Here is a 21,250-nt window from a genome sequence, read left to right on the forward strand (position 1 = left end):
CTGAGGGTGAGGGTGCGGTGGAGAAGGGGCGCGGCCCCGCCGTATGGCGGAAGCTGTCAATTGTGAGCCATCGCACGCCCGGTGTCGTCCGCGCCAGCGCTGCCGGCACCGCCGATCCCGTCCCAGCGGGCCCGCCTCATGTCGAGGCGCGGCAGGGGGGTCGCGGCGCCGTGCGCCGGCGCGGCCTCCCGCAGCGGGGTGGCCTCCTCACGGTAGTGCCCCAGGGCGCGCCGCTCGTGCCCGGGCAGCAGCCGGCCGTCGGCGCGCACCACGCGCCACCACGGCACGGCACCGCCGTACAGCGCCATGACCCTGCCGACCTGGCGGGGGCCTCCCTCGCCGAGCCATTCGGCGACGTCCCCGTAGGTCAGCACCCGGCCGGGCGGGATGAGCTCGACGACCTCCAGCACGCGCTCCGCGTACTCCGGAAGCCGGTCGGGGTGCTCCTCAACAGTCATCCGCACCATCCTGCACCACGGGTACGACAACGCGGGCACCACACCCTGATGCCCTCCCCCGCCTCCCGGTCGTGCCACCATCTTCCGGGCGGTGACTGGTGATACGAGATCAAGAAGACACAGAGAAGGCGAAGGAACAGGACGTGCGGCCTCCCGACGCGGCGAGCGCTCCTGGCGCCGAGCCGCGCCCGAACACCGCCTCGCGGAGCGGCGGGCCGGACCCCGAAGCGGCGGACGGGCCCGCGCCGACCGACGCCCCCGCCGAGCAGCACAGCGACCTCTCCGGTGACGAACCGCTGCTCGCCGCGCGCGTGCACCGCCCTTCCGACCTGCTGCGCCTGCTCGTCGGCGTTCTCGCGATCGTCGTCGTCATCGGCATCGCGGCCTTCGCCAGCGGCACCACCTCGGGGCTCGAACAGGACATCAACAAGGGCACCGGCCAGGCCCCGGACGTGTTCGTCAAGATGGCCGGGCTCGTCTCCAGCATCGCCGTGCTGCTCGTGCCCGTCGCGTTCGCGATCGAGCGGCTGATCAAGCGGGACGGCCTGCGCATCGCGGACGGGGTCCTCGCCGCCGTGCTCGCGCACGGGGTGACCCTCGCGACGGACCTGTGGGTGGCGCGGGCGGCGCCCACGACGATCCAGGACGCGCTCACGCAGCCGCAGAGCGGCGGCGGGCTCACGGACCCGGTCCACGGCTACCTGGCGCCGGTCATCGCGTACATGTCGGCGGTCGGCATGGCCCGGCGACCCCGCTGGCGGGTCGTGCTGTGGGTGGTGCTGCTGCTCGACGCGTTCACCATGCTGGTCGCGGGCTACACGACACCGCTTTCGATCATGCTGACGATCCTGATCGGCTGGACCGTCGCGTACGGGACCCTCTACACGGTCGGCTCCCCGAACGTCCGCCCCACGGGCCAGACGCTCCTGGCGGGCCTGCGCCACGTCGGGTTCCGCCCGGTGTCGGCCATGCGCGCGGAGGGCCTGCCGGAGACCGCCGAGCAGGGCGACCGGGGCCGCCGCTACCTGGTCACCCTGGAGGAGGGCCCGCCCCTCGACGTGACGGTGGTCGACCGGGAACAGCAGGCGCAGGGGTTCTTCTACCGGGTGTGGCGCCGGCTGACGCTGCGCGGGATCACCACGCGCCGCTCCATCCAGTCGCTGCGGCAGGCCCTGGAGCAGGAGGCGCTCCTCGCGTACGCGGCCATCGCCGCCGGGGCGAACGCGCCGAAGCTGATCGCCACCTCCGAGCTCGGCCCGGACGCCGTGATGCTCGTCTACGAGCACCGGGGCGGGCGCTCCCTCGACTCGCTGGCCGACGAGGAGATCACCGACGACGTGGTGCGCGGCTGCTGGGAGCAGGTGCGGGCGCTGCAGTCGCGGCGCATCGCGCACCGCCGGCTGACGGGCGACGCCCTGCTGGTGGATCGTTCCGGCAATGTGGTGATCACGGACCTGCGCGGCGGTGAGATCGCCGCGGGCGACCTGGTGCTGCGGATGGACGTCGCGCAGCTTCTCACCACGCTCGGTCTGCGGGTCGGCGCGGAGCGGGCGGTCGCGGCGGCCGTGGCGGTCCTCGGACCCGACAAGGTCGCGGGCTGCCTGCCGCTGCTCCAGCCGATCGCGCTGAGCCGGTCCAGCCGGGCGACGCTGCGCAAGCTGGCCCGCGAGCGGTCGCAGCGGGAGCGGGAGGCGGTGCTGAAGGCGTCGGAGGCCGCGAAGCAGGCCCGGCTGGAGGCGTCCAGGGAGGCCGGCGAGGCGGGCTCGAAGACGGAGCGCAGGACGGTCCGGGCGGAGAAGCAGGCCGAGAAGCGGGCCCTGGAGGACGCGCTGCACGGGGCGCGCGAGGAGGACCTGCTGGCGCAGATCCGCCGCCAGGTGCTGCGGATCAGGCCGCAGGCGCCGGTGGAGCCGGTGCGGCTGGAGCGGATCAGGCCGCGCACGCTGATCAGCCTCATCGCGGGCGCCATCGCCGCGTACTTCCTGCTGTCGCAGATCGCCAGCATCCCGCTGTCGACGATCAGTGAGGCGGCCTGGGGCTGGGTCACGGTGGCCGTCGCGTGCTCGGCGCTGAGCTACGTGGCGGCGGCGATGAGCCTGCTCGGCTTCGTACCGGAGCGGGTGTCGTTCCTGCGGACCGTGGTGGCGCAGGTCGCCGGGTCCTTCGTCAAGATCGTCGCGCCCGCTGCGGTCGGCGGGGTCGCGCTGAACACGCGGTTCCTCCAGCGGTCCGGGGTGCGTCCCGGCCTGGCGGTGGCGAGCGTCGGGGCGTCGCAGCTGTTCGGGCTGGGGGCGCACGTCCTGCTGCTGCTGGCGTTCGGCTACCTGACCGGTACGGAGCGGTCGCAGGACGACTTCACCCCGTCCAGGACGGTCATCGCGGGACTGCTGACGATCGCGGTGCTGCTGCTGGTGGTGACGGCGGTCCCGGCGCTGCGGAAGTTCGTCTCGACACGGCTGCGGTCGCTGTTCGCGGGGGTGGTGCCGCGCATGCTGGACGTGCTCCAGCGGCCCGGGAAGCTGCTGACCGGGATCGGCGGCATGCTGCTGCTGACGGCGACGTTCGTGCTGTGCCTCGACGCGTCGATCCGGGCGTTCAACGGCGGCCACCAGCCGCTGACGTACGCGAGTCTCGCCGTGGTGTTCCTGGCGGGCAACGCGCTCGGTTCGGCGGCGCCCACACCGGGCGGTGTCGGCGCGGTCGAGGGCGCCCTGCTGGCCGGTCTGGTGCTGGCCGGGGTGCCGAAGGAGGTCGCGGCGCCGGCGGTGCTGCTGTACCGGCTGCTGACGCTGTGGCTGCCGGTGCTGCCCGGCTGGGTCTCGTTCAACCACCTGACGCGGAAGGGCGCCCTGTAGGGGACTGCGCGCGCGTAACGCCCTGTGGGGGACTACGCACGCGTAGCGGGTTCGTACGAAAGGTCCCGCAACTGCTGGGAGGATCCACCGATCCTGCTTGCAGCTGCGGGCCCTCCGTGCCTACATTGCCGCACATGCGGTCCTACACCTCGCAGCAGGCGGCGCGTCTCCTCGGCGTGAGCGCCGACACCGTACGCCGCTGGGCCGACGCCGGCCGGCTCCCCACGCGCCGGGACGGGACGGGCCGACGGCTGATCGACGGCCCCGACCTGGCGGCGTTCGCCGTCGAGCTGGCCGCGCAGTCCGACGAGGGCGGCGACGTGCCGTACACCAGCGCGCGCAACGCGTTCCCGGGCATCGTCACGGCCGTGAAGCTCGGGGACGTGGCCGCCCAGGTGGAGATCCAGGCCGGTCCGCACCGGCTCGTGTCGCTGCTGACCCGCGAGGCCGTGGAGGAGCTGGGCCTGGAGGTGGGCGTCGAGGCGGTGGCGCGGGTGAAGTCGACCAACGTCCACATCGACCGCGTCTAACCGTCCGCACGCGATCCGCGTGACCCGCACGACCCGCACACCCAAACGCCCGTACGCCCGACCGTCCGGAGGTTCCCGTGCGCCGTACCGCGCGCCACGCCGTCGCGTCCCTGCTGACCGCGGCCCTGCTGCTGCCGCTGGCGGCCTGCGGGGGCTCCGGCGGCGGCTCCGGTGCCCCGGCGGACGGGTCGGCGCGGCCGGGCGGCGGCAGGCTGACCGTGCTGGCCGCCGCGTCCCTCACGGACGTCTTCGAGGACGTCGGCGCCGCCTACGAGGGGGAGCACCCCGGCACCGACGTCGTGTTCTCCTTCGCCGGGTCGCAGGAGCTGGCCTCCCAGGTGCGCCAGGGCGTGCCGGCCGACGTCCTCGTCACCGCCGACGCCCCGACCATGGACCGCCTGGGCGAGGCGACCGGCGAGCCCGTCGTCATCGCCCGCAACCGGCTCGCCGTCGTCACCGCCGCGGGGAACCCGCAGCGGATCACCGGCCTGGAGGACCTGTCCCGGCCGGGCCTGAAGGTGGTGCTGGCCGCACCCGAGGTGCCGGCCGGGCGCTACAGCCGGCAGGTCCTCGACAGGGCCGGGGTGGACGTGCGGGCCGTCTCCCAGGAGCCGAACGTCCGCGCCGTCCTCGGCAAGGTGCGGCTGGGCGAGGCGGACGCCGGGCTCGTGTACGCCACCGACGCGACCGCCGCCCGCGGGGAGGTCGACACGGTGGCCGTGCCGGACGCGCGAAACGCCGTGGCCTCCTATCCGGCCGCCGCCCTCGGCTCCGCGCGCGACCCCGGGGCGGCGCGCGACTTCGTGGCGTGGCTGCGGTCGCCGCGCGCGCGTGCGCTACTGTCGGCGGCCGGGTTCGAGACGCCGTGATCCGCGCCCGGCGGGTCCCCGTCCCGCTCGCCGTGCCCGCGCTGGCCGCGGTCGTCTTCCTGCTGCTGCCGCTCGCCGGGGTGCTGGCGCACGCCCCGTGGGGGACGCTCGGGGAGCGGCTGACCGCGCCCGCCGTGCGGGAGGCGCTCGGGCTGTCGCTGGCGGTGTCCGCGTGGGCGCTCGCCCTGTCGTTGCTGCTCGGTGTGCCGCTGGCCTGGACGCTGGCCCGGGTCGACTTCCGCGGCAAGGCGCTGGTGCGGGTGCTGGTGATGCTGCCGATGGTGCTGCCGCCCACGGTGGCGGGTGTGGCCCTGTTGCAGGGGTTCGGGCGGCGGGGGCTGCTGGGCGGGGTCCTCGCCGACCGGTTCGGGGTGTCGTTGCCGTTCTCGACGGCGGGTGCGGTGGTGGCGGCGGCGTTCGTGTCCATGCCGTTCCTGGTGATCAGCCTGGAGGGCGCGCTGGCGGGCCTGCACCCGCGCTACGAGGAGACGGCGGCGTCGCTGGGGGCCGCCCCGCTGCGGACGTTCTTCACGGTGACCGTGCCGATGGTCGGGCCGGGGTTCGTCGCGGGGGCGGCGCTGTGCTGGGCGCGGGCGCTGGGCGAGTTCGGTGCGACGATCACCTTCGCGGGGAACCTGCCGGGCACGACGCAGACGCTGCCGCTCCAGGTGTACCTGCTGCTCCAGAACGACCCGGACGGCGCCGTCGCCGTCTCGCTGCTGCTCCTCGTCACGGCCGCGGCGGTCCTGGTCGCCCTGCGCGGTCGCTGGCTGGGGCACGCGGCGGTACGGGAGGCACCGCGACCGGCGGCCGTCGCGGAGGAGGCGGAGGGGGCGCAGGAGGGGCGGGACGGCGCCGGTCCGCTCGCGGACGAGCCGGCCGGCGGGTACGCCGCGGGGGCGGCGTGGCCGCTCGCGGCCGAGGTGCGCGGGGCCACCGCCCTCACCCTGGACGTGCCCGCCGGGACGACGGTCGCCGTCGTCGGGCCGAACGGGGCCGGCAAGAGCACGCTGCTGCGCGCCCTGCTGGGCCTCACCCCGCGCGCGACGGCCGCGTCCCTGCGCCTCGACGGGCGGGAGCTGGCCGGGCTGCCGCCGCACCGGCGCGGCATCGCGTGGGTGCCGCAGGACGGGGCGCTGTTCCCGCACCTGTCGGCGCTGGCCAACACCGCGTACGGACTGCGCGCGCAGGGCGTGCCGCGCTCCCGCGCGCGCGTGGAGGCCCGGAAGCGGCTGGAAGGGCTCGGGGTGGGCCATCTGGCGGACCGCAGGCCGGGAGAGCTGTCCGGCGGGCAGGCCCAGCGGGTGGCGCTCGCCCGGGCCCTGGCCGCGCGGCCCCGGCTCCTGCTGCTCGACGAGCCGCTGGCCGCCCTGGACCAGACGACCCGCGCGCGCGTGCGGCACGCGCTGCGGCAGCACCTGGCCGGGTTCCCCGGCGTGTGCCTGATCGTCACGCACGACCCGGTGGAGGCCGTGTCGCTGGCCGACCGCGTCCTCGTCCTGGAGGAGGGCCGCCCGGTGCAGTACGCGGAGCCCGCCGAGGTGGCCCGGCACCCGCGCTCCCCGTGGGTCGCGCGCATGCTGGGCCGCAACGCCTGGCCGGGCACCGTACGGGACGGCGGCCTGGACACGGCGGGCGGCGCCCGGCTGGTCACGGCCGCCGACCCGGCGCCCGCCGACGGCGCGGCTGCCCTCGCGGTGGTGGCGCCCGAGGCGGTGTCGCTGCACGGCGCCCGCCCCTCGGGCAGTCCCCGCAACGTGTGGCGGGGCACCGTACGGGAGCTGACCGCGCACGGGGCGCGGCTGCGGGTCCTCGTGTCGGGTGCCCCGGGCGCCCCGTCCGACGTGGTCGCGGAGGTGACCCCGGCGGCAGCGGCGGACCTGGGGCTCGCGGAGGGCTCCGCGGTGTGGGTGAGCGTGAAGGCGACCGAGATCACCGTCGTACCGCTGTAGGCGCGGCGGCCACCCCGTACGCCCCGGAGCGCCGGCCGGTCGGCCGGCCGCCCCCGCCCCCGCACGCCCCGGGGCGCCGATCCCCCAGGCTCCGGTGCCGTACGCGGCGGGGCGGCCGGCCACCCGCATGGGCGCGCGTCACGGGCGGGGGGAGGGAGGCGCGCCGACGATGGACGCATGCCGATCACTCGCCCCTCCCGGCGGCCGGCCGCCCGCCGGCGCACCGCCGTCCTCGCCGCCGCCGTCCTGCTCACCGGCGCCACCGCGGGGTGCGGCGGCGACGGGGAGAAGGGCGAGGGGACCGGCCGGGACGCGATGAGCGAACTGGCCGCGCAGAAGCCGTCGTGGAAGCCGTGCGCGCCCTCCACCGCGGCGGAGGCCGGCGCGACGCCGAGCCCGCTCCCGGACGGCACCCGCTGGGAGTGCGCGTTCATGGACGCCCCGCTCGACTACGCCGACCCCGGCGGCGACACGATCGAGCTGGCCCTGATCCGCGCCAAGGCCCGCGACCGGTCGAAGCGGATCGGCTCCCTGGTCTTCAACTTCGGCGGCCCGGGCGGCTCCGGGATCACCGCCCTGCCGTCCTTCGCCCCCGACTACGAGACCCTGCGCGGCCGCTACGACCTGGTCGGCTTCGACCCGCGCGGCGTGGGGCTGAGCGACGGCGTGGAGTGCCTGGGCCGCCGCGAACTGGACGCGCTCTTCGCGCGCGACGCGACACCCGACGACGCCGCCGAGGAGAAGGCGTACCAGAGGGAGCTGAAGAAGTACGCGGAGGCGTGCGAGGAGAACTCGGGCAAGGTGCTGCCGCACGTCGGCACGGAGAACGCGGCCCGCGACATGGACCTGATGCGGCAGGTCCTCGGTGACGACAAGCTGCACTACTTCGGCATCTCGTACGGCACGGAGCTCGGCGGGGTGTACGCGCACCTGTTCCCCCGCCGGGTGGGCCGGGCCGTCTTCGACGCCGTCGTCGACCCGGGCGGGACCGCGGAGCAGGGGGCGCTCGGCCAGGCCAGGGGGTTCCAACTGGCCCTGCGGAACTTCGCCGCCGACTGCGTGCGGCGGGGCGACGGGTGCGCGCTGCCCGGCAACACCCCGGAGGAGATCGAGCGGTTCGTCACCGATCTGCTGGCACGGCTCGACAAGCGCCCCGTCCCGGGCATCGGCGACCGCGAGCTGACCCAGACGCAGGCCCTCAACGGCATCGCGCAGGCCCTGTACTCCAAGGAGTACTGGCAGTACCTGGAGCAGGGCCTCGACGAGGCGGACGGCGGCAGCGGCGCGCTGCTGCTGGCGCTGTCCGACTCGATGAACGGCCGCGACGAGAACGGGAACTACAACAACCTCCAGGCGGCGAACGCGGCGATCAACTGCGTCGACGACAGGCAGCGGTTCACCGTGGAGCAGGTGAAGGCGAAACTGCCCGAGTTCCGCGAGGCGTCGCCCGTGTTCGGTGACTTCCTCGGCTGGGGGATGCTGTGGTGCGGCCAGTGGCCCGTCGCGGGCCGGGCGGACCACCCGGAGGTGAGCGCCCCCGGCGCGCCCCCGATCCTCGTGATCGGGACGACGGGCGACCCGGCCACGCCGTTCGAGGGCGCCAGGGCCATGGCGTCGGCGCTGGGCAAGGGCGTCGGCGTCGAGGTGACGTACCGGGGCGAGGGGCACGGCGCCTACAACGGCGGCGACGCCTGCGTGCGGCGCGTGGTGAACGCCTACCTGCTCGACGGGAAGGTCCCGGCGTCGGGGACCGTCTGCCCGTGAGGTTGTCCACAGGGCCGCCGGTGCCGGGGGCGGTGGCGCCTACGATGACGGTTTAGCGGCGGGATGCCCGGTACGTCCGGGGGAGTTCTGGGGGAGTGCATGTCCAAGCGGGTGCGGGCCGTGGCGGTGGCGGTCCTGACGGCCCTGGCGGCCGGGGTGGTCACGGGCTGCCAGGACGGCGGGGCGGCCGGCGGGGGCGGCGGACCGTCGGCGGGGAGCACGGCGAGCGGCGCGCCGGGCCGGCCGGGGAGCACGCCGGACATGCCGGGGCTGCCGGCCGCGCTGACCGGCCAGAAGCCGCGGTGGGAGCCGTGCGGGGCGCCCGAGGGCGGCGAGAAGCCGGGGGCGGCCTGGCGGTGCGCGACGGTGAGGGTGCCGCTGGACTACCGGGAGCCGGACGGCGAGACGCTGCCGGTGGCGCTGATCCGCAAGGAGGCCCGCGACAGGAAGGGCCGGATCGGCTCCCTGCTGTTCAACTTCGGCGGCCCCGGCGCGTCGGGCGTGGAGATGCTGCCGGGTTTCGCGCCGGAGTACGACGGGCTGAACGCCCGCTACGACCTGGTCGGTTTCGACCCGCGCGGGGTGGGCGGCAGTTCGGCGGTCGTGTGCCGGTCGGACCAGGAGCAGGCGAGTGCCGAGGCACGGATCGACCCGACGCCGGACACGCCGGCCGAGGAGGCCGCCTACCTGAAGGACGGCTCCGACTTCGGGGCCGGCTGCGCCCGCCGCTCCGGCAAGCTGATCGCCCACGTCACCACCAGCAACACGGCCCGCGACATGGACGTGATCCGCCACGTCCTGGGCGACGCCGAGCTGAACTACTTCGGCATCTCGTACGGCACGCAGCTGGGCGCGGCGTACGCGCACCTGTTCCCGGGGCGCACGGGCCGGACGGTGCTGGACGCGGTGGTCGACCCGACCGCCGACAGCAAGGGCCACGCGCGGCACCAGACGACGGGCTTCCAGCGGGCGCTGGACAACTACTTCGCGTCCACGGGCGAGGACGCGAAGGCGGGCACGGCCCGGGTGGCCCGGCTGCTGGCACGGCTCGACGGGCAGCCCCTGGAGGCGACCGGCGGCCGGAAGCTGACGGAGGGCCTGGCGCTCACCGGCATCGTGCTCCCGCTGTACTCGAAGAGCAGTTGGCCGCTGCTGACGGAGGCGCTGCGGGAGGCGGAGGACGGCCGGGGCGACGCGCTGCTGCGGCTCGCCGACATGTACAACGACCGTGACGCGAGCGGCCACTACGGCACGGACAGCCACGCACAGCGGGCGATCTCCTGCGCCGACAGCGACCAGCGGCCCACGGCCGCCGAGGCGAAGGCGCTGCTGCCCGAGTTCCGGCGCATATCCCCCGTGTTCGGGGAGTTCCTCGCGTGGGACACGGCGGGCTGGTGCGCGAACTGGCCGGTGAAGGGCGAGTCGACGACCCAGGACGTGTCCGCGCCGGGTGCGGGGCCGATCCTGGTGGTGGGCACGACGGGCGACCCGGCGACGCCGTACGAGGGCGCGCGGAAGATGGCGGATGGCCTGGGCGAGGGCGTCGGCGTGCTGATCACCAACAAGGGCGAGGGACACGGCGCGTACGGCTCGTCGGCGTGCGTGACGCGGACGGTCGACGACTACCTGCTGCGGGCCAGGGTCCCGAAGGACGGCACGACCTGCTCGTAGCGCCCCGCTCCCGGCACGCCCCGGACACCACCTCCGCGACCCACCGCCACGGGAAGCGGGAAGGGGGCCGGACCCCACGGCCCGGCCCCCGAGCCCGGAGGGGCGACGCGGTCAGTAGACCCGTCCGCAGCCGGAGCCGTTTCCGCGTCCCCTCGCTCCCAGGCGTCGCACGAGGTGTCGAAGGGAGGGCGAAGCGCGGCCCGTCCCGGGCCGGGCGCGAAACGGCGGTCCGTCCAGAACATGCCGACCTCTTCCAACAGCAGCGTTCCGATGAGCTGATCACCTTGAAGGAGCCCCAGCTCCGCACAGCCGACCACTCCTCCCTACATCGCCGGGAGCTGGTACAGAGCCGAGCGGGCGCGGCCCAGGGCGACCAGGTCGTTCGTACAGTGGTGGGTCGAGGCAGGCATCCGGCTTCAGGCAGTCGGACGGGAGAAGCCGCGCAGCCCTGCGGAACTGAGACTGCGACGGGCACTGCCACGACACCCCCACGATCCCTGCGGAGCACAACCGTCAGGCTCTCAGCCAGCTCGGACCTCGGTGTTCTGGCCGACGTGCAGCAGCCAGGTGCCGTCACTCTGCTTGGTCACGATGTAGAGCGGAGCGCCCTCCGTGTCGCCGTCTGCCGAGTGGTAGACCTGCCGGATCTTGACCGCGGCCACATCGGGCCGCAGGAACTGGATGTGCACTACCTCGTAGGTGACATCACCGTCCCAGTCGGAGTTCGGCAGTACGGCGCGGGTGAACTCACCGATGGCGTCGAGGCCGATGAGGACCTTGCCATGAGCGGTCGTCCAGATGGCATCGGAGCGGAAGAGGGCGAGGAAGCCCTCGGCGTCTTTGGCGCGCTGCGTCCGCTCGACGGTGGCCACGATCTCTTCGATGGCCTTGATGTCCGTGTTCCTGGTGTCCATGTGAACCATGCTGGATTCTCAACTTTGCTTGAGGTCAAGGGGTTCGAGCGCCGAGCGTCGATGTGAGGGGCGGCCACTCGCGGGGCGTCCCGTCCTGGGGGTGCCACGGGCTTACTGACCGCTGATCGAACTCCTCAAGCGGTGCTCACGCACGAGCACCCTCCCGGTCGCCCTCGGGCTGTGGAAGGGCGCTCAATGGTGACCAATGTCGACAGGTGCCGACAGCTCAGCAGCAGGTCAGGACGCTGATCGATAGGGCGGCCGCAGGACGCGGCCGCCCGTGGTCAGTTGTGGCCGACCTCGGCTACAGGCCGTCGCGCTCGATCGACGAGCTATCAGGCCCCAGCGTGTAAACGCGCGGCGGCGGCATCGCTTCAGCCGCCCTCCGTAGCACGACTTCCTGCTCGGCAGGATCAGGCCCGTGTGGGTCTCGCACGTGGAATCCGTACAGGGCGATGGCCTCCGCGTCGACGTCATCGGGCTGCGGACGGCCCTCCTGGATGAAGCCGCAGAGCGCGCGCAAGGCGTCCTCACCCAGGTCCGACCAAGCCCGGCTGCCAAGCCGGGCCGTCCCCGGGCCGTCCGAGGCCACCCGAAGTCGACCGACAACGGCAGAAGCCCACGGCATCCGAACTGGTCGGAGCCGTGGGCTTCTTCAGTCCCGCCGGTCGGCGGGAGGGGTGGTCAGTAGACCGGCTTGTGGGGCTCGATCTGGTTGACCCAGCCGATGACGCCGCCGCCGACGTGGACGGCGTCGGCGAAGCCCGCGGACTTCAGGACCGCCAGGACTTCCGCACTGCGGACACCCGTCTTGCAATGCAAGACGATCTTCTTGTCCTGCGGGAGGTCCTGGAGGGCGTTGCCCATCAGGAACTCGTTCTTGGGGATCAGCCGGGCGCCGGGGATCGAGACGATCTCGTACTCGTTGACCTCGCGGACGTCGATGATGTCGATGTTCTCGCCGTCGTCGATCCACTCCTTGAGCTGCTTGGGAGTGATCGTGGAGCCGGCCGCCGCCTCCTGGGCCTCCTCCGACACGACGCCGCAGAAGGCCTCGTAGTCGATGAGCTCGGTGACGGTGGGGTTCTCGCCGCAGACGGCGCAGTTCGGGTCCTTGCGGACCTTGACCTGCCGGTACTGCATCTCCAGGGCGTCGTAGATCATCAGCCGGCCGACCAGCGGGTCGCCCACGCCGGCCAGGACCTTGATCGCCTCGGTGACCTGGATGGAGCCGATGGACGCGCAGAGCACGCCCAGGACGCCGCCCTCGGCGCAGGACGGGACCATGCCCGGCGGCGGGGGCTCGGGGTAGAGGCAGCGGTAGCAGGGCCCGTACTCGGACCAGAAGACCGACGCCTGGCCGTCGAACCGGTAGATGGAGCCCCAGACGTACGGCTTGTTCAGCAGCACGCACGCGTCGTTGACCAGGTAGCGCGTGGCGAAGTTGTCCGTGCCGTCGACGATCAGGTCGTACTGGCTGAAGATGTCCATCACGTTGTCGGCCTCGAGCCGCTCCTCGTGAAGGATCACGTTCACATACGGGTTGATGCCCTTGACGGAGTCGCGGGCGGACTCCGCCTTGGAGCGGCCGATGTCGGCCTGGCTGTGGATGATCTGGCGCTGCAGGTTCGACTCGTCGACCTCGTCGAACTCCACGATGCCGAGCGTGCCCACGCCCGCGGCGGCCAGGTACATCAGGGCCGGGGAGCCGAGTCCGCCGGCGCCCACGCACAGCACCTTGGCGTTCTTCAGCCGCTTCTGTCCGTCCATCCCGACGTCCGGGATGATCAGATGGCGGGAGTACCTGCGGACCTCGTCTACGGTGAGCTCGGCAGCCGGCTCGACCAGGGGTGGCAGCGACACGGGGACTCCGTTGGTCGTATGTCAGTACGGGACTACCCCCGCGCGGGCGGGGACTACATGTTCCGTAACACTGCCACGGCCCTTCTCATTCCGAGACACCTGGTCCGATCTGCGAGACGATTTCGTCCCAGTAGCCGGGCAGGGCCGCGAATGGGCCGGTTTGTCCGGTGCGGTCGGTGAAGAAGACCGTCCCCGCCCCCTGCCACCGCGCGATCCGCACGGCCTCGCCGAGATGGGCGCGCGGCACGCCGTGGACGAAGTGGACGAAGCGCTCCGGCGGGTGGTCGGCGGTCCACTCCGCCGCCTGGGACCAGCGGTACTCGGCCCAGGACCCGGAGAAGGTGACCAACTGGTCGGCGGTGTCCGCGTAGCCGGGGTGCGGAGGGCCGCCGTGGCCGAGGACCAGGTGCCCGCCGTCCACCCGGTCGAGGAGGGCCTTCAGGGTGGCGGTGAGCCGGCGCACCTCGGGCAGGTCCTGCCGCTGTGTGGGACAGCGGGCCAGGAAGTAGCCGTCGACGCGGTACCAGTCGAGGTGGCGGTGGGCCTCGGAGACGGTGTCGCCGAACGGGCGGTCGCCCCCGCCGAGGCCGAGGTGGCCGAGGACCCGGACGCCGGCGTTCCGGAGCCGGGTTGCCGCTTCCAGGCAGTGCGGGTCGGGCCAGGCGCCGGGGCCGTCCGCGACGTTGAGGACGGCCCAGTGCACGGGCACGCCCGGCCGGGTCAGTTCGGCCCACTCCACGGGGGCGAGGAGCGGGTGGGCGTAGCCGGGGACGCCGAAGCCGAGCCGGTCGGCACCGGTCGCCGGCAGGCCGGTGCCGGTGCCGGTCAGATGCGGCACGCCGCCTCCATCCAGATGTCCGCGAGGGACTCCTCCAGGTTGATGCGGGGCCGCCAGCCGAGCCGGTCGCGGGCGGTGCGCACGTCGGCCTGCTGCCAGGCCCCGCAGCCGTCCGGGTAGGGGTGGGCGGTGACCGGGGGCAGGTGGTCGGAGGGCGACTCGGAGCGCTGGGCGCCGATGACGGGCCGCGCGGGCGGGCCGTCCAGTTCGTGGAGGGACCCCGTGTAGCCGGCGACGCGCGCGAGGAGGGACGCGGCGTCGCGGAGCCGTACGGCGCGGCCGGTGCCGATGTTGACCACGCCCTGCGCCGCCGACAGGGAGGCGGCGTGCACGGCGCGCGCCACGTCCCGTACGTCGACGAAGTCGCGCTGCGCACCGAGGCCGCCGAGCTTCAGCTCCGCGTCGCCGGACTGCATGGCGCGGCGCATGGTCTCCGCGAGCCGGCCGAGGGGCGAGCCGGCCGGGGTGCCGGGGCCGACCGGCGAGAACACCCGCAGGACGACGGCGTCCAGCCCGGAGCCGAGGACCAGTTCGGTCGCCGCGAGCTTCGACACCCCGTACGGCCCGCCGGGGCGGGGCACGGCGTCCTCGGCGGTCGAGGAGCCGGGCTGTGACGGCCCGTACTCGGACGCGCAGCCGACCTGGACCATGCGGGCGCCGCAGCGGCTGCGGCGCAGCGCCTCGCAGACGGTGGCGACGGCGACGGTGTTGTGCCGGGTCAGCTCGCGGGCGCCGCCGCGGGTGGCCCCGGCGCAGTTGATGACGACACCGGGGTGGACGGCGTCCAGGAACCGGGTGAGCGCCCCCGGACTGCCGTTGGCGAGGTCGAAGCGCACGTCGGAGTCGTCGCGGCGGCCCAGGGCCGTGAGGTGCACCGCCGGGTCGGCGAGCAGCCGGTCGGCGACGAAGCGGCCGATGAATCCCGTGGCGCCGAGCAGCAGCACCCTCATCGCGCGCCCCCTTCGCGCTGTGCGGCCGTGGTCGGGGTGGGGGGGATCATGTCGTGTGTCTCCTCGGTGTTGCGCGGATCCGCGGGACCCGGTGACGCGCCTGGCGCTTCCGGGACTCATGGGGTCTGCGGGACGGTCGGGGCTCTGAGGTCGTGCGGTCTATGTGCTCTGTGCGGTCGATGCGTGTTGTGTGGTCCGTGGGGTGTACGGGGCTGTGCGGTCCGGGGTGCCGGTGGTGGGGCGGGCGGTCAGGGGCGGGCGTGCGCGGAGGCGCGTGCGAGCACGACGGCGGCGTACGCCGGCAGGGCGAGCGCGGCGGTGCCGCGGAGGAGGCCCGGTACGGCCGCGGTGCCCCGGGGCTTGACGGCCCGCCGTACCGGGACGGCCACGAGGCCGTGGCCGGGCAGCCGTCCGACGAGGACGGTGAGGCGGGCCGGGACCTCCGCCGCGGTGGCGGCGAGCGCGGCGGAACCCGCGTGGGGAAGGCCGTGCACGGCGAGCAGCCGGGCGAGGAACAGCAGCGTGCCGAGCGCGGCGGCCGGGACGAGGGCGCCGGGCGGTGTCCCGGGCGCCGTGCCGGTCCCGGCGAGCAGCCCGGTGAGGGCCGCCGCGTACAGGGCGGCGACGGCGAGGAACAGGGGCCGGGCCCGGGCGGTGAAGTCGCCCGGGTTCCGGCTGCCCGCGTGCAGGCGCCGGGCCCGTACGGCGGACAGCCGGGCGCACCCGGCGGCCGGCACCACCGCGAGGGCGAGGGCCAGGAGCGGGGCGGTCGCGGGCGGCCGGGGCCCGTCGGGGCCGCCGTGGACCAGGTGGCCGAGGAGGCCGTCGCCGTACGCGGCGCACAGGAGGAGCAGGGCGGTCGCGGCGCACGCGGTGAGCGGTGCGCGGCCGGGGGCGCGCAGGGGCCCGCGCCGTACGGCGAGGACGAGGGCGGCCGCGAGCCCGGCGGCGCCCGTGGCGGCGGGGAGCGGCGGCCCGGAGGCGTGGGCGTGCGCGGCGAGCGCGAGGCCGCAGGCTGCGCCGGGGAGCAGCGCGGCGAGCACCCAGCCGTTCCTCCGCCACCGGCTCCGGCGGTCCGGCGCACCCCCGCGGGGTGCGGGGGCGGCGGGGCGCGGGCCGCGCTCCTCGCCGCGGGGCACGCGCGCGTAGAGCTCCTCGGCGAGGGAGAACGCGTCGCGGTGCCGGAACCGGGCGGCGGCCCGGTCCGTGACCCCGCGCGCCGCCGGTCCGGCGGCGATCTCCAGGGGGTCGACGGCCCGCTCGCACAGCTCCCGGTACCGGTGCAGGAACGCCTCGACGGGATCGGCGGGCCTGCGGTGCCCGGTCCCGGCACGGGCGGTTCCCGCCGGGGGTTCGGGGCGCTCAGGCACAGCCGCCCCCGCTCACCGCCGCCGTCGCGGCGAGCGCCCCGCAGTGCGCGAGGCACGGGGCCGCCCGGCGGTCCCGTACGGGCGCGGCGATGATCCGCAGCCGGGCGCCGGGTTCCACCCGCCGCACCTCCGCGAAGGCGTGCGGCAGCCCGACGAGGTCCTTGGCGGGCCCGACGCCGCCGACCCGCGCGAGCGTGCGCGGATCGCCCGGGTCGGAGCCCTCCCTCACGGAGGCGAACCGTTCCGCTTCCGTGCCGGGGTACACGGTGCGCAGCTTGTCCCGGTCGGCACCGCATCGCTCCTGTCGGCGGCGCGCGTGCGCGGTGCCGGGCGCGACGACGGCGGCCTGCCGGTAGACCTCGGCGGCCGGCCTCCGGTGGAACGCGGCGAGCAGGGAACGTGCGGGCGTGCCGAGGGCCGTGCCGCCGGCCGCCGGGTGGTGCGCGCGCAGCCGCACGCCGTACTCGGTGACCGGCAGCGGAGTGCCGAAGAAGCGTTTGGCCAGCAGGTCGGGCAGCGCCGCCGCGCCGCCCGACGCGGCATGGCACAGGTCGGCCGCGCCGAGCACGTCCGCGCCGTACCGGTCGAGCGACAGCGGCAGCAGGAGGCGCTCCAGCCGGTCGGTGAGCGCCAGGGGGTCGGGGACGGTCGCGCCGTGCGCGCTCCGGTGTGCGCCGGGGGCGCGGCAGGCGGCCTCCAGGACGCGCGCCGCGGCCTCCGGGCGCAGGGCTCCGCCCAGGCCGCCCCGCTCGGCGGCGAGCTCCGCGAGGCCGTAGAGGCCGTCCGCGAAGGCGGCGTCGCCGGCCGGACCGGTGCGGCACAGGGCGGTGGCGAGCCGCTCGAAGTGCCCGGTGAAGCGGTGGCGGTCGCGCCGCCCGTGTCTCCGTGGTCCCGGCGTACGGCCGACGCGGGTGCCGTCCGGGGCGGTCCACGCGGGCGCGGTGCGCGCCCGGCGCACACGCGGCGGAACCCGGTCGGTGTCCTCCCGGCCCGTTCCGCGGTCCGGCGCGTAGAGGCCGGACTCGTGCTGGGAGAGCCCGCGCACAAGCCGGTCGCACCAGAGTCTGGACTCACCCGAGGCGTACGGGCGCTCACCCTCCGTGAGCAGTCCGATCCGCACGAGTACACCCCCGATCTCGCTTGTGTCCGGCCGCCGTTGGTCCGGCGACTCGCGGCGGGACGACCGTAAGCGGAGGGACGGGTGGCGCGGCGGACGGTTGTCCGTCGCGCCACCGGAAGGGGTGAATGCACGTGACTTTCGCACACCGGTAGCGTTCTGTTGCGCTACAGTGACTAGCGGTCACCCTCTGTCAGGCTTCGGCCAGGTGGCGGGGGGTCAGTCACCCGGGTACACCCAGGGGTTGGGGCGGCATTTGATGCCGTCGATCTCCAGGGACTTCGTCTGCTGCTGCATCACGGGCGCCAGCGCGCCGGGCGTCTGGCAGGTGCGGTGGTTGTGCCCGAGGCGGTGGCCGACCTCGTGGTTGATGAGCATCTGCCGGTAGGCGAACATCGCCTTGGGGCCGAAGGTCTCGGCGCCCTGCGCCCACCGGTAGGCGTTGATCATCACGCGGTCGGTGGCGGCGGAGTCGCAGGAGACGTTGTCGACGGTCGTGTCCAGCCCGGACTTGGCGCACCAGACGCCGGTCGTCCCCGGGCTGGCCAGCGTGACGACGAAGTCGGGCTGGCCCGTGGAGATCCGTTCGAACGTCATGGCACCGCCGTGCGCCCAGCTACGGTCGTCGTTGAGGGTCTTCTGCACGGCTTGGGCGAACAGCCTGCCGTCGAGCCCCAGCCCCTTCTCCACGTCGACGCGGTACCGGATCTTCCGCCCCTTGCCGGGCGCCTCGTCCACTCCGGGGACGGCCTCGAAGTCGCCGGACCCCTTCATCTCGGGGTCGAACGGGAACTGCCGGGCCATCAGCTCCTCGTACGTCGGCGCCACGGGCCGCGGGGGGACCGTCTGGGGGGCGGCCCGCCGCTCGAACCGGGAGGCGGCGTCGGCGGCCGTATCCCGGTCGGACGCGTCGGCGGCCCGGTCCGCCCCGCTCCGCTGCCGCGCGTCGCCGACCTGGCCGGCGACGACCACCGCGAGGACGGTGACGACGGCGGCCGCGGCGATCCCGGTGAACGTACGCCCCTTGCCGGCCCGGCCGTCGTCCCGCGCGCCGTCGCGGTCGCCGTCCCGCTCCTCGTCGCGGTCGTCGTCCCGCGGCGCGCCGTCGCCCCGCGCGTCGTCCGGCCGGTCGTCGTGCGCGCCGGAGCCGCCCGGCCCCGCCGCCCGGGCGCCCGCGCCGTCGTCGGCCGGGGAGTCCTGCGGTCCGGCCGTCCCGGCGGGGTGGTCGCCGGCCGTGCCGACGGCACCGCCCCGGGCGTCCTGGGCGGCCTGCGCCGCCGGAGCGTCGAACGCCTCGACGAACTCCCGGCGCGGCCCCGGCATGCGCGGCGGCCCCTGGGCGACGCGCGACCGGGGCGCGGGGGGCGGGGGCGGCGCGGCGGCCGTGTACGGGGCGGTGCCCCAGGCGCCGCCCGCCTCGTGCTGCTCGGGGTGTCCGCCGCGCACGTCGGGGGCGGGGGTGCCGTGCGACGGGGTGCCGAAGCCGTAGCCGTACCCGTACTGCTGCGGGGCCGGGGCCTGCGGGACGTGCGGGGTCCACTGGAGGCGAGGGGCCCGAGGCTCCTGCTGTGCCTGGGGAGATTGCTGTGCCTGGTGGGGCGGGGTCGCGGGGGCCGCCTGCGGAACGCGGGGGGCGGCCTGCCGCGGCGGCGCCTCCGGTGCCGCCCTGCGGCGGCGGCCGCCGCCGGACGCGGCGGCGGTGGTGGTCCTGTCGTCCGCCCCCTGGTCGGTGGGGGCGGGGCCTTTGCGGCTATGTCGTCCCACGCCCCGTATCAGCTCCTCGCGCCGTCGCCGGGGCCGTCGCCGCCCCGGTCGGCGATCAGCTCGCGCACCGCCCGGGCCACCGCCTCGGGATATTCCATCATCGCCACGTGCCCCGCCTCCGGAAGCGTGAGCAGCCGCGCGTCCCGGAAGGCCGCGGCGGCCCTCTGCGCCATACGGTACGACACGAGTTGGTCCCGCCCGCCGTACACGAGGAGCGTCGGCGCGAGGACCCGCTCCGCCTGCCGCCACAGGTTGTGCTGGCCGCCCAGCGTGTAGGCGTCGACGATGCCGCGCGCCGAGCGGGCCATCGCGTCCCAGAAGTACGGGAGGCGCAGGCGCCGCTCCATCTCCTCGACCGCGGCCCGCATTCCCTCGTCCGTGACCCTGCCGGGGTCGCCGTAGCAGAGGGCGAGCACGCCCCGTACGCGCTGCTCGGCCGTCCAGTTCCTGGTCAGGCGGGCGAACAGCCGCGCCACGCCCGGGACGGCGAGCAGTGCCGTGGGCCACGCGGTGCGCTGGGCGCGCAGCTCGGGCAGCGCGGGCGAGACGAGCGTCAGCGTGCGGACCAGGTCGGGGCGGACGGCCGCGACCCGCGTGGCGACGGCTCCGCCCAGGGAGTTGCCGATGAGGTGGACGGGGCCGCGGGTCTCGGCGTCCAGGAGGCGGATGACGGCGCGGGCGTGGCCCGTCACCGAGTAGTTGCCGTCGTCGGGCGGCGGGGAGTCGCCGAAACCGGGCAGGTCGACGGCCTCGCCGTCCAGGACGTCCTCGAGCAGCGGCATCAGCGCCGACCAGTTCTGCGAGGAGCCACCGAGGCCGTGCACGTACAGCGCGGGCGCCCTGCCGGACGCGGCGGAGGGGCGGTAGCGCACGTTCAGCGTCAGGCCGGGCAGTTCCGCGGAGCGCAGGCGCTCGCCTTCCGCGACCCGTACGGCGTGCACGCGGGGCGCCGCCGCGGCCGCGGCGGGGGACGCGGGCAGCTCGGTCGAAGACATGCGGCAATGTTACGAGACGATCACACCTGGAACGGTGTGTTCGGCATCACAGATCGCATAGCGCCGATGTGGGGGACCTTCTAGGCTCGTAGCGAGGGCAGAAGCCCGTGAGAAAGGGGAGCTCATGACCGTCGACCCCACGGATCCCGAGACGCTGGCGGAGCTGGCCCGGGAGAACGGCGCGGTCGGTACCGCCGCGCTGGACGAGGAGACCCCGGAGGCGGACGCCGCCGAGCAGCACGCCGATCTCCGGCAGCAGTCGGACGACCCGCTGTCGCGCGTCGACCCGGGCGCGGCGAACGAGGCGGACGCGGTGGAGCAGACCCGGGTGGTCGCGCTGGACGAGGACGACTACCGCGACGGCGAGTGAGACGGGGTGGTCCGCCGCTGTTCGCGCAGGTTGAGGAGGTTTTCCGGAGACCGGGTCGTTCACTTTTGAAGTTCCGGCTACCGCCGGCGTCCGGTACGTGAAATTCTGCGCTCGCACCGCGCACCGCCGGGTTACCCGAAAGTACGATGGCGGGCGCGGCGCACAGCGCACTTGGATCGATTTTGGGAGGCGGCGTGACAGCCATCGAGCAGACAGAGGCGGCGCGCCCGAGGGGCACACGCCTGCCGCGCCGAGCCCGACGCAACCAGCTGCTGGGCGCGGCCCAGCAGGTCTTCGTCGCCCAGGGGTACCACGCGGCGGCGATGGACGACATCGCCGAGCGGGCGGGGGTCAGCAAGCCGGTCCTCTACCAGCACTTCCCCGGCAAGCTGGAGCTGTACCTGGCGCTGCTCGACCAGCACTGCGAGTCGCTGCTCCACTCCGTCCGCACGGCGCTGGCCTCCACGTCGGACAACAAGCAGCGCGTGGCCGCCACCATGGACGCCTACTTCGCGTACGTGGAGGACGAAGGGGGCGCGTTCCGGCTGGTGTTCGAGTCGGACCTGACGAACGAGCCCGCGGTGCGCGAGCGCGTCGAGCGGGTCTCCCTGCAGTGCGCCGAGGCGATCTCCGACGTGATCGCCGAGGACACGGGGCTGTCGAAGGACGAGTCGATGCTGCTCGCCGTGGGTCTCGGCGGCGTCTCCCAGGTCGTGGCGCGGCACTGGCTGGCGAGCGACTCCCCGGTCCCGCGCCACAAGGCCGTGCAGCTGTTGACGTCGCTGGCGTGGCGGGGCATCGCCGGGTTCCCGCTGCACGGGGCGGAAGGGCACTGACTCCGAGCGGCACCGGGCGGTGGCGCGGGTGCTGTTCGCTCCTGGCGTGCGGCGCCGGGCCGTGGCGCGTCGTCTCTCCGGGCTAATGTGTGCAGCGTACGGCGCGGTGATCGCGCAACGCTGACCGTTCGGAG

18 protein-coding genes are annotated in these 21,250 nt (G+C 74.9%); 8 read left to right on the forward strand and 10 right to left on the reverse strand.

The features are described 5' to 3' along the window. Positions 1–56 precede the first annotated feature (56 nt). Entirely contained in the window at positions 57–458 is a 402-nt protein-coding gene (locus tag RND61_RS01715; RefSeq protein WP_315875799.1) for an MGMT family protein, read from the reverse strand. Between the two features lie 143 nt (positions 459–601). Here RND61_RS01715 and RND61_RS01720 point away from each other — a divergent pair, with 143 nt between their 5' ends. The 6 genes from RND61_RS01720 (at position 602) to RND61_RS01745 (ending at position 10,099) form a co-directional block, all read left to right on the forward strand. Continuing rightward, the gene (locus RND61_RS01720) at positions 602–3,313 is read left to right on the forward strand and encodes a lysylphosphatidylglycerol synthase domain-containing protein (RefSeq protein WP_315875800.1); all 2,712 of its coding nucleotides are present in this window, start codon (positions 602–604) and stop codon (positions 3,311–3,313) included. Between the two features lie 134 nt (positions 3,314–3,447). Next, positions 3,448–3,843, forward strand: coding sequence for a TOBE domain-containing protein (locus tag RND61_RS01725; RefSeq protein WP_315875801.1), 396 nt, complete (start codon positions 3,448–3,450; stop codon positions 3,841–3,843). A gap of 77 nt (positions 3,844–3,920) precedes the next feature. Beyond that, positions 3,921–4,712, forward strand: a complete 792-nt coding sequence (gene modA / locus RND61_RS01730; RefSeq protein ID WP_315875802.1) for a molybdate ABC transporter substrate-binding protein — start codon at positions 3,921–3,923, stop codon at positions 4,710–4,712. Next, complete coding sequence (locus RND61_RS01735; protein ID WP_315875803.1) at positions 4,709–6,664, forward strand: ABC transporter permease; 1,956 nt, start codon at positions 4,709–4,711, stop codon at positions 6,662–6,664. Before modA ends, RND61_RS01735 begins: the two co-directional genes overlap by 4 nt. A gap of 177 nt (positions 6,665–6,841) precedes the next feature. After that, positions 6,842–8,428: an alpha/beta hydrolase gene (locus RND61_RS01740; RefSeq protein WP_315875804.1), complete on the forward strand. Its 1,587-nt coding sequence runs from the start codon at positions 6,842–6,844 to the stop codon at positions 8,426–8,428. 99 nt (positions 8,429–8,527) lie between these two features. Then, positions 8,528–10,099 (forward strand): alpha/beta hydrolase, encoded by a 1,572-nt coding sequence (locus tag RND61_RS01745; RefSeq protein WP_315875805.1) that lies wholly within the window; start codon positions 8,528–8,530, stop codon positions 10,097–10,099. Positions 10,100–10,620: 521 nt separating this feature from the next. Here the strand turns inward: RND61_RS01745 and RND61_RS01750 are convergent. The 9 genes from RND61_RS01750 to RND61_RS01785 form a co-directional block, all read right to left on the reverse strand. Beyond that, on the reverse strand, positions 10,621–11,022 hold the full coding sequence (locus RND61_RS01750; RefSeq protein WP_315875806.1) for an SgcJ/EcaC family oxidoreductase: 402 nt from the start codon (positions 11,020–11,022) through the stop codon (positions 10,621–10,623). A 295-nt stretch (positions 11,023–11,317) separates the two neighbouring features. Then, positions 11,318–11,641 (reverse strand): DUF6928 family protein, encoded by a 324-nt coding sequence (locus RND61_RS32585; protein WP_391652661.1) that lies wholly within the window; start codon positions 11,639–11,641, stop codon positions 11,318–11,320. A 56-nt stretch (positions 11,642–11,697) separates the two neighbouring features. Continuing rightward, a complete protein-coding gene (gene moeZ, locus RND61_RS01755) occupies positions 11,698–12,876 on the reverse strand; it encodes an adenylyltransferase/sulfurtransferase MoeZ (protein ID WP_315875808.1) in 1,179 nt (392 codons plus the stop codon). 85 nt (positions 12,877–12,961) lie between these two features. Further along, positions 12,962–13,714: a spherulation-specific family 4 protein gene (locus RND61_RS01760; protein ID WP_315875809.1), complete on the reverse strand. Its 753-nt coding sequence runs from the start codon at positions 13,712–13,714 to the stop codon at positions 12,962–12,964. Beyond that, a complete protein-coding gene (locus RND61_RS01765; protein WP_315875810.1) occupies positions 13,702–14,664 on the reverse strand; it encodes an NAD-dependent epimerase/dehydratase family protein in 963 nt (320 codons plus the stop codon). Before RND61_RS01765 ends, RND61_RS01760 begins: the two co-directional genes overlap by 13 nt. Before the next feature lie 248 nt (positions 14,665–14,912). Next, positions 14,913–16,034 carry a hypothetical protein gene (locus RND61_RS01770; RefSeq protein ID WP_315875811.1) on the reverse strand — a complete coding sequence of 374 codons (1,122 nt, stop codon included), beginning with the start codon at positions 16,032–16,034 and terminating at the stop codon, positions 14,913–14,915. Continuing rightward, entirely contained in the window at positions 16,027–17,154 is a 1,128-nt protein-coding gene (locus tag RND61_RS01775; protein ID WP_391652664.1) for a DUF3492 domain-containing protein, read from the reverse strand. Before RND61_RS01775 ends, RND61_RS01770 begins: the two co-directional genes overlap by 8 nt. Before the next feature lie 216 nt (positions 17,155–17,370). Further along, a complete protein-coding gene (locus tag RND61_RS01780; RefSeq protein WP_315875812.1) occupies positions 17,371–18,915 on the reverse strand; it encodes a DUF3152 domain-containing protein in 1,545 nt (514 codons plus the stop codon). A gap of 8 nt (positions 18,916–18,923) precedes the next feature. Next, entirely contained in the window at positions 18,924–19,910 is a 987-nt protein-coding gene (locus RND61_RS01785) for an alpha/beta fold hydrolase (protein ID WP_315875813.1), read from the reverse strand. Between the two features lie 124 nt (positions 19,911–20,034). On the opposite strand from RND61_RS01785, the gene RND61_RS01790 reads away from it, so the two are divergent. Both RND61_RS01790 and RND61_RS01795 read left to right on the forward strand, forming a co-directional pair. Continuing rightward, positions 20,035–20,280 carry a hypothetical protein gene (locus RND61_RS01790; protein ID WP_315875814.1) on the forward strand — a complete coding sequence of 82 codons (246 nt, stop codon included), beginning with the start codon at positions 20,035–20,037 and terminating at the stop codon, positions 20,278–20,280. Positions 20,281–20,474: 194 nt separating this feature from the next. Continuing rightward, positions 20,475–21,116 carry a TetR/AcrR family transcriptional regulator gene (locus tag RND61_RS01795; RefSeq protein ID WP_315875815.1) on the forward strand — a complete coding sequence of 214 codons (642 nt, stop codon included), beginning with the start codon at positions 20,475–20,477 and terminating at the stop codon, positions 21,114–21,116. The last annotated feature ends 134 nt before the right edge of the window (positions 21,117–21,250 follow it).

This window comes from Streptomyces tamarix, assembly GCF_032423885.1.
GTDB classification, from domain to species: Bacteria; Actinomycetota; Actinomycetes; order Streptomycetales; family Streptomycetaceae; genus Streptomyces; species Streptomyces tamarix.

Coding starts and splice junctions, on each gene's coding strand:
- RND61_RS01715 (WP_315875799.1), bottom strand. CDS start 458: ATGACTGTTGAGGAGCACCCCGACCGGCTTCCGGAGTACGCGGAGCGC.
- RND61_RS01725 (WP_315875801.1), top strand. CDS start 3,448: ATGCGGTCCTACACCTCGCAGCAGGCGGCGCGTCTCCTCGGCGTGAGC.
- RND61_RS01740 (WP_315875804.1), top strand. CDS start 6,842: ATGCCGATCACTCGCCCCTCCCGGCGGCCGGCCGCCCGCCGGCGCACC.
- RND61_RS01745 (WP_315875805.1), top strand. CDS start 8,528: ATGTCCAAGCGGGTGCGGGCCGTGGCGGTGGCGGTCCTGACGGCCCTG.
- RND61_RS01750 (WP_315875806.1), bottom strand. CDS start 11,022: ATGGTTCACATGGACACCAGGAACACGGACATCAAGGCCATCGAAGAG.
- RND61_RS32585 (WP_391652661.1), bottom strand. CDS start 11,641: ATGCCGTGGGCTTCTGCCGTTGTCGGTCGACTTCGGGTGGCCTCGGAC.
- RND61_RS01765 (WP_315875810.1), bottom strand. CDS start 14,664: ATGAGGGTGCTGCTGCTCGGCGCCACGGGATTCATCGGCCGCTTCGTC.
- RND61_RS01785 (WP_315875813.1), bottom strand. CDS start 19,910: ATGTCTTCGACCGAGCTGCCCGCGTCCCCCGCCGCGGCCGCGGCGGCG.
- RND61_RS01790 (WP_315875814.1), top strand. CDS start 20,035: ATGACCGTCGACCCCACGGATCCCGAGACGCTGGCGGAGCTGGCCCGG.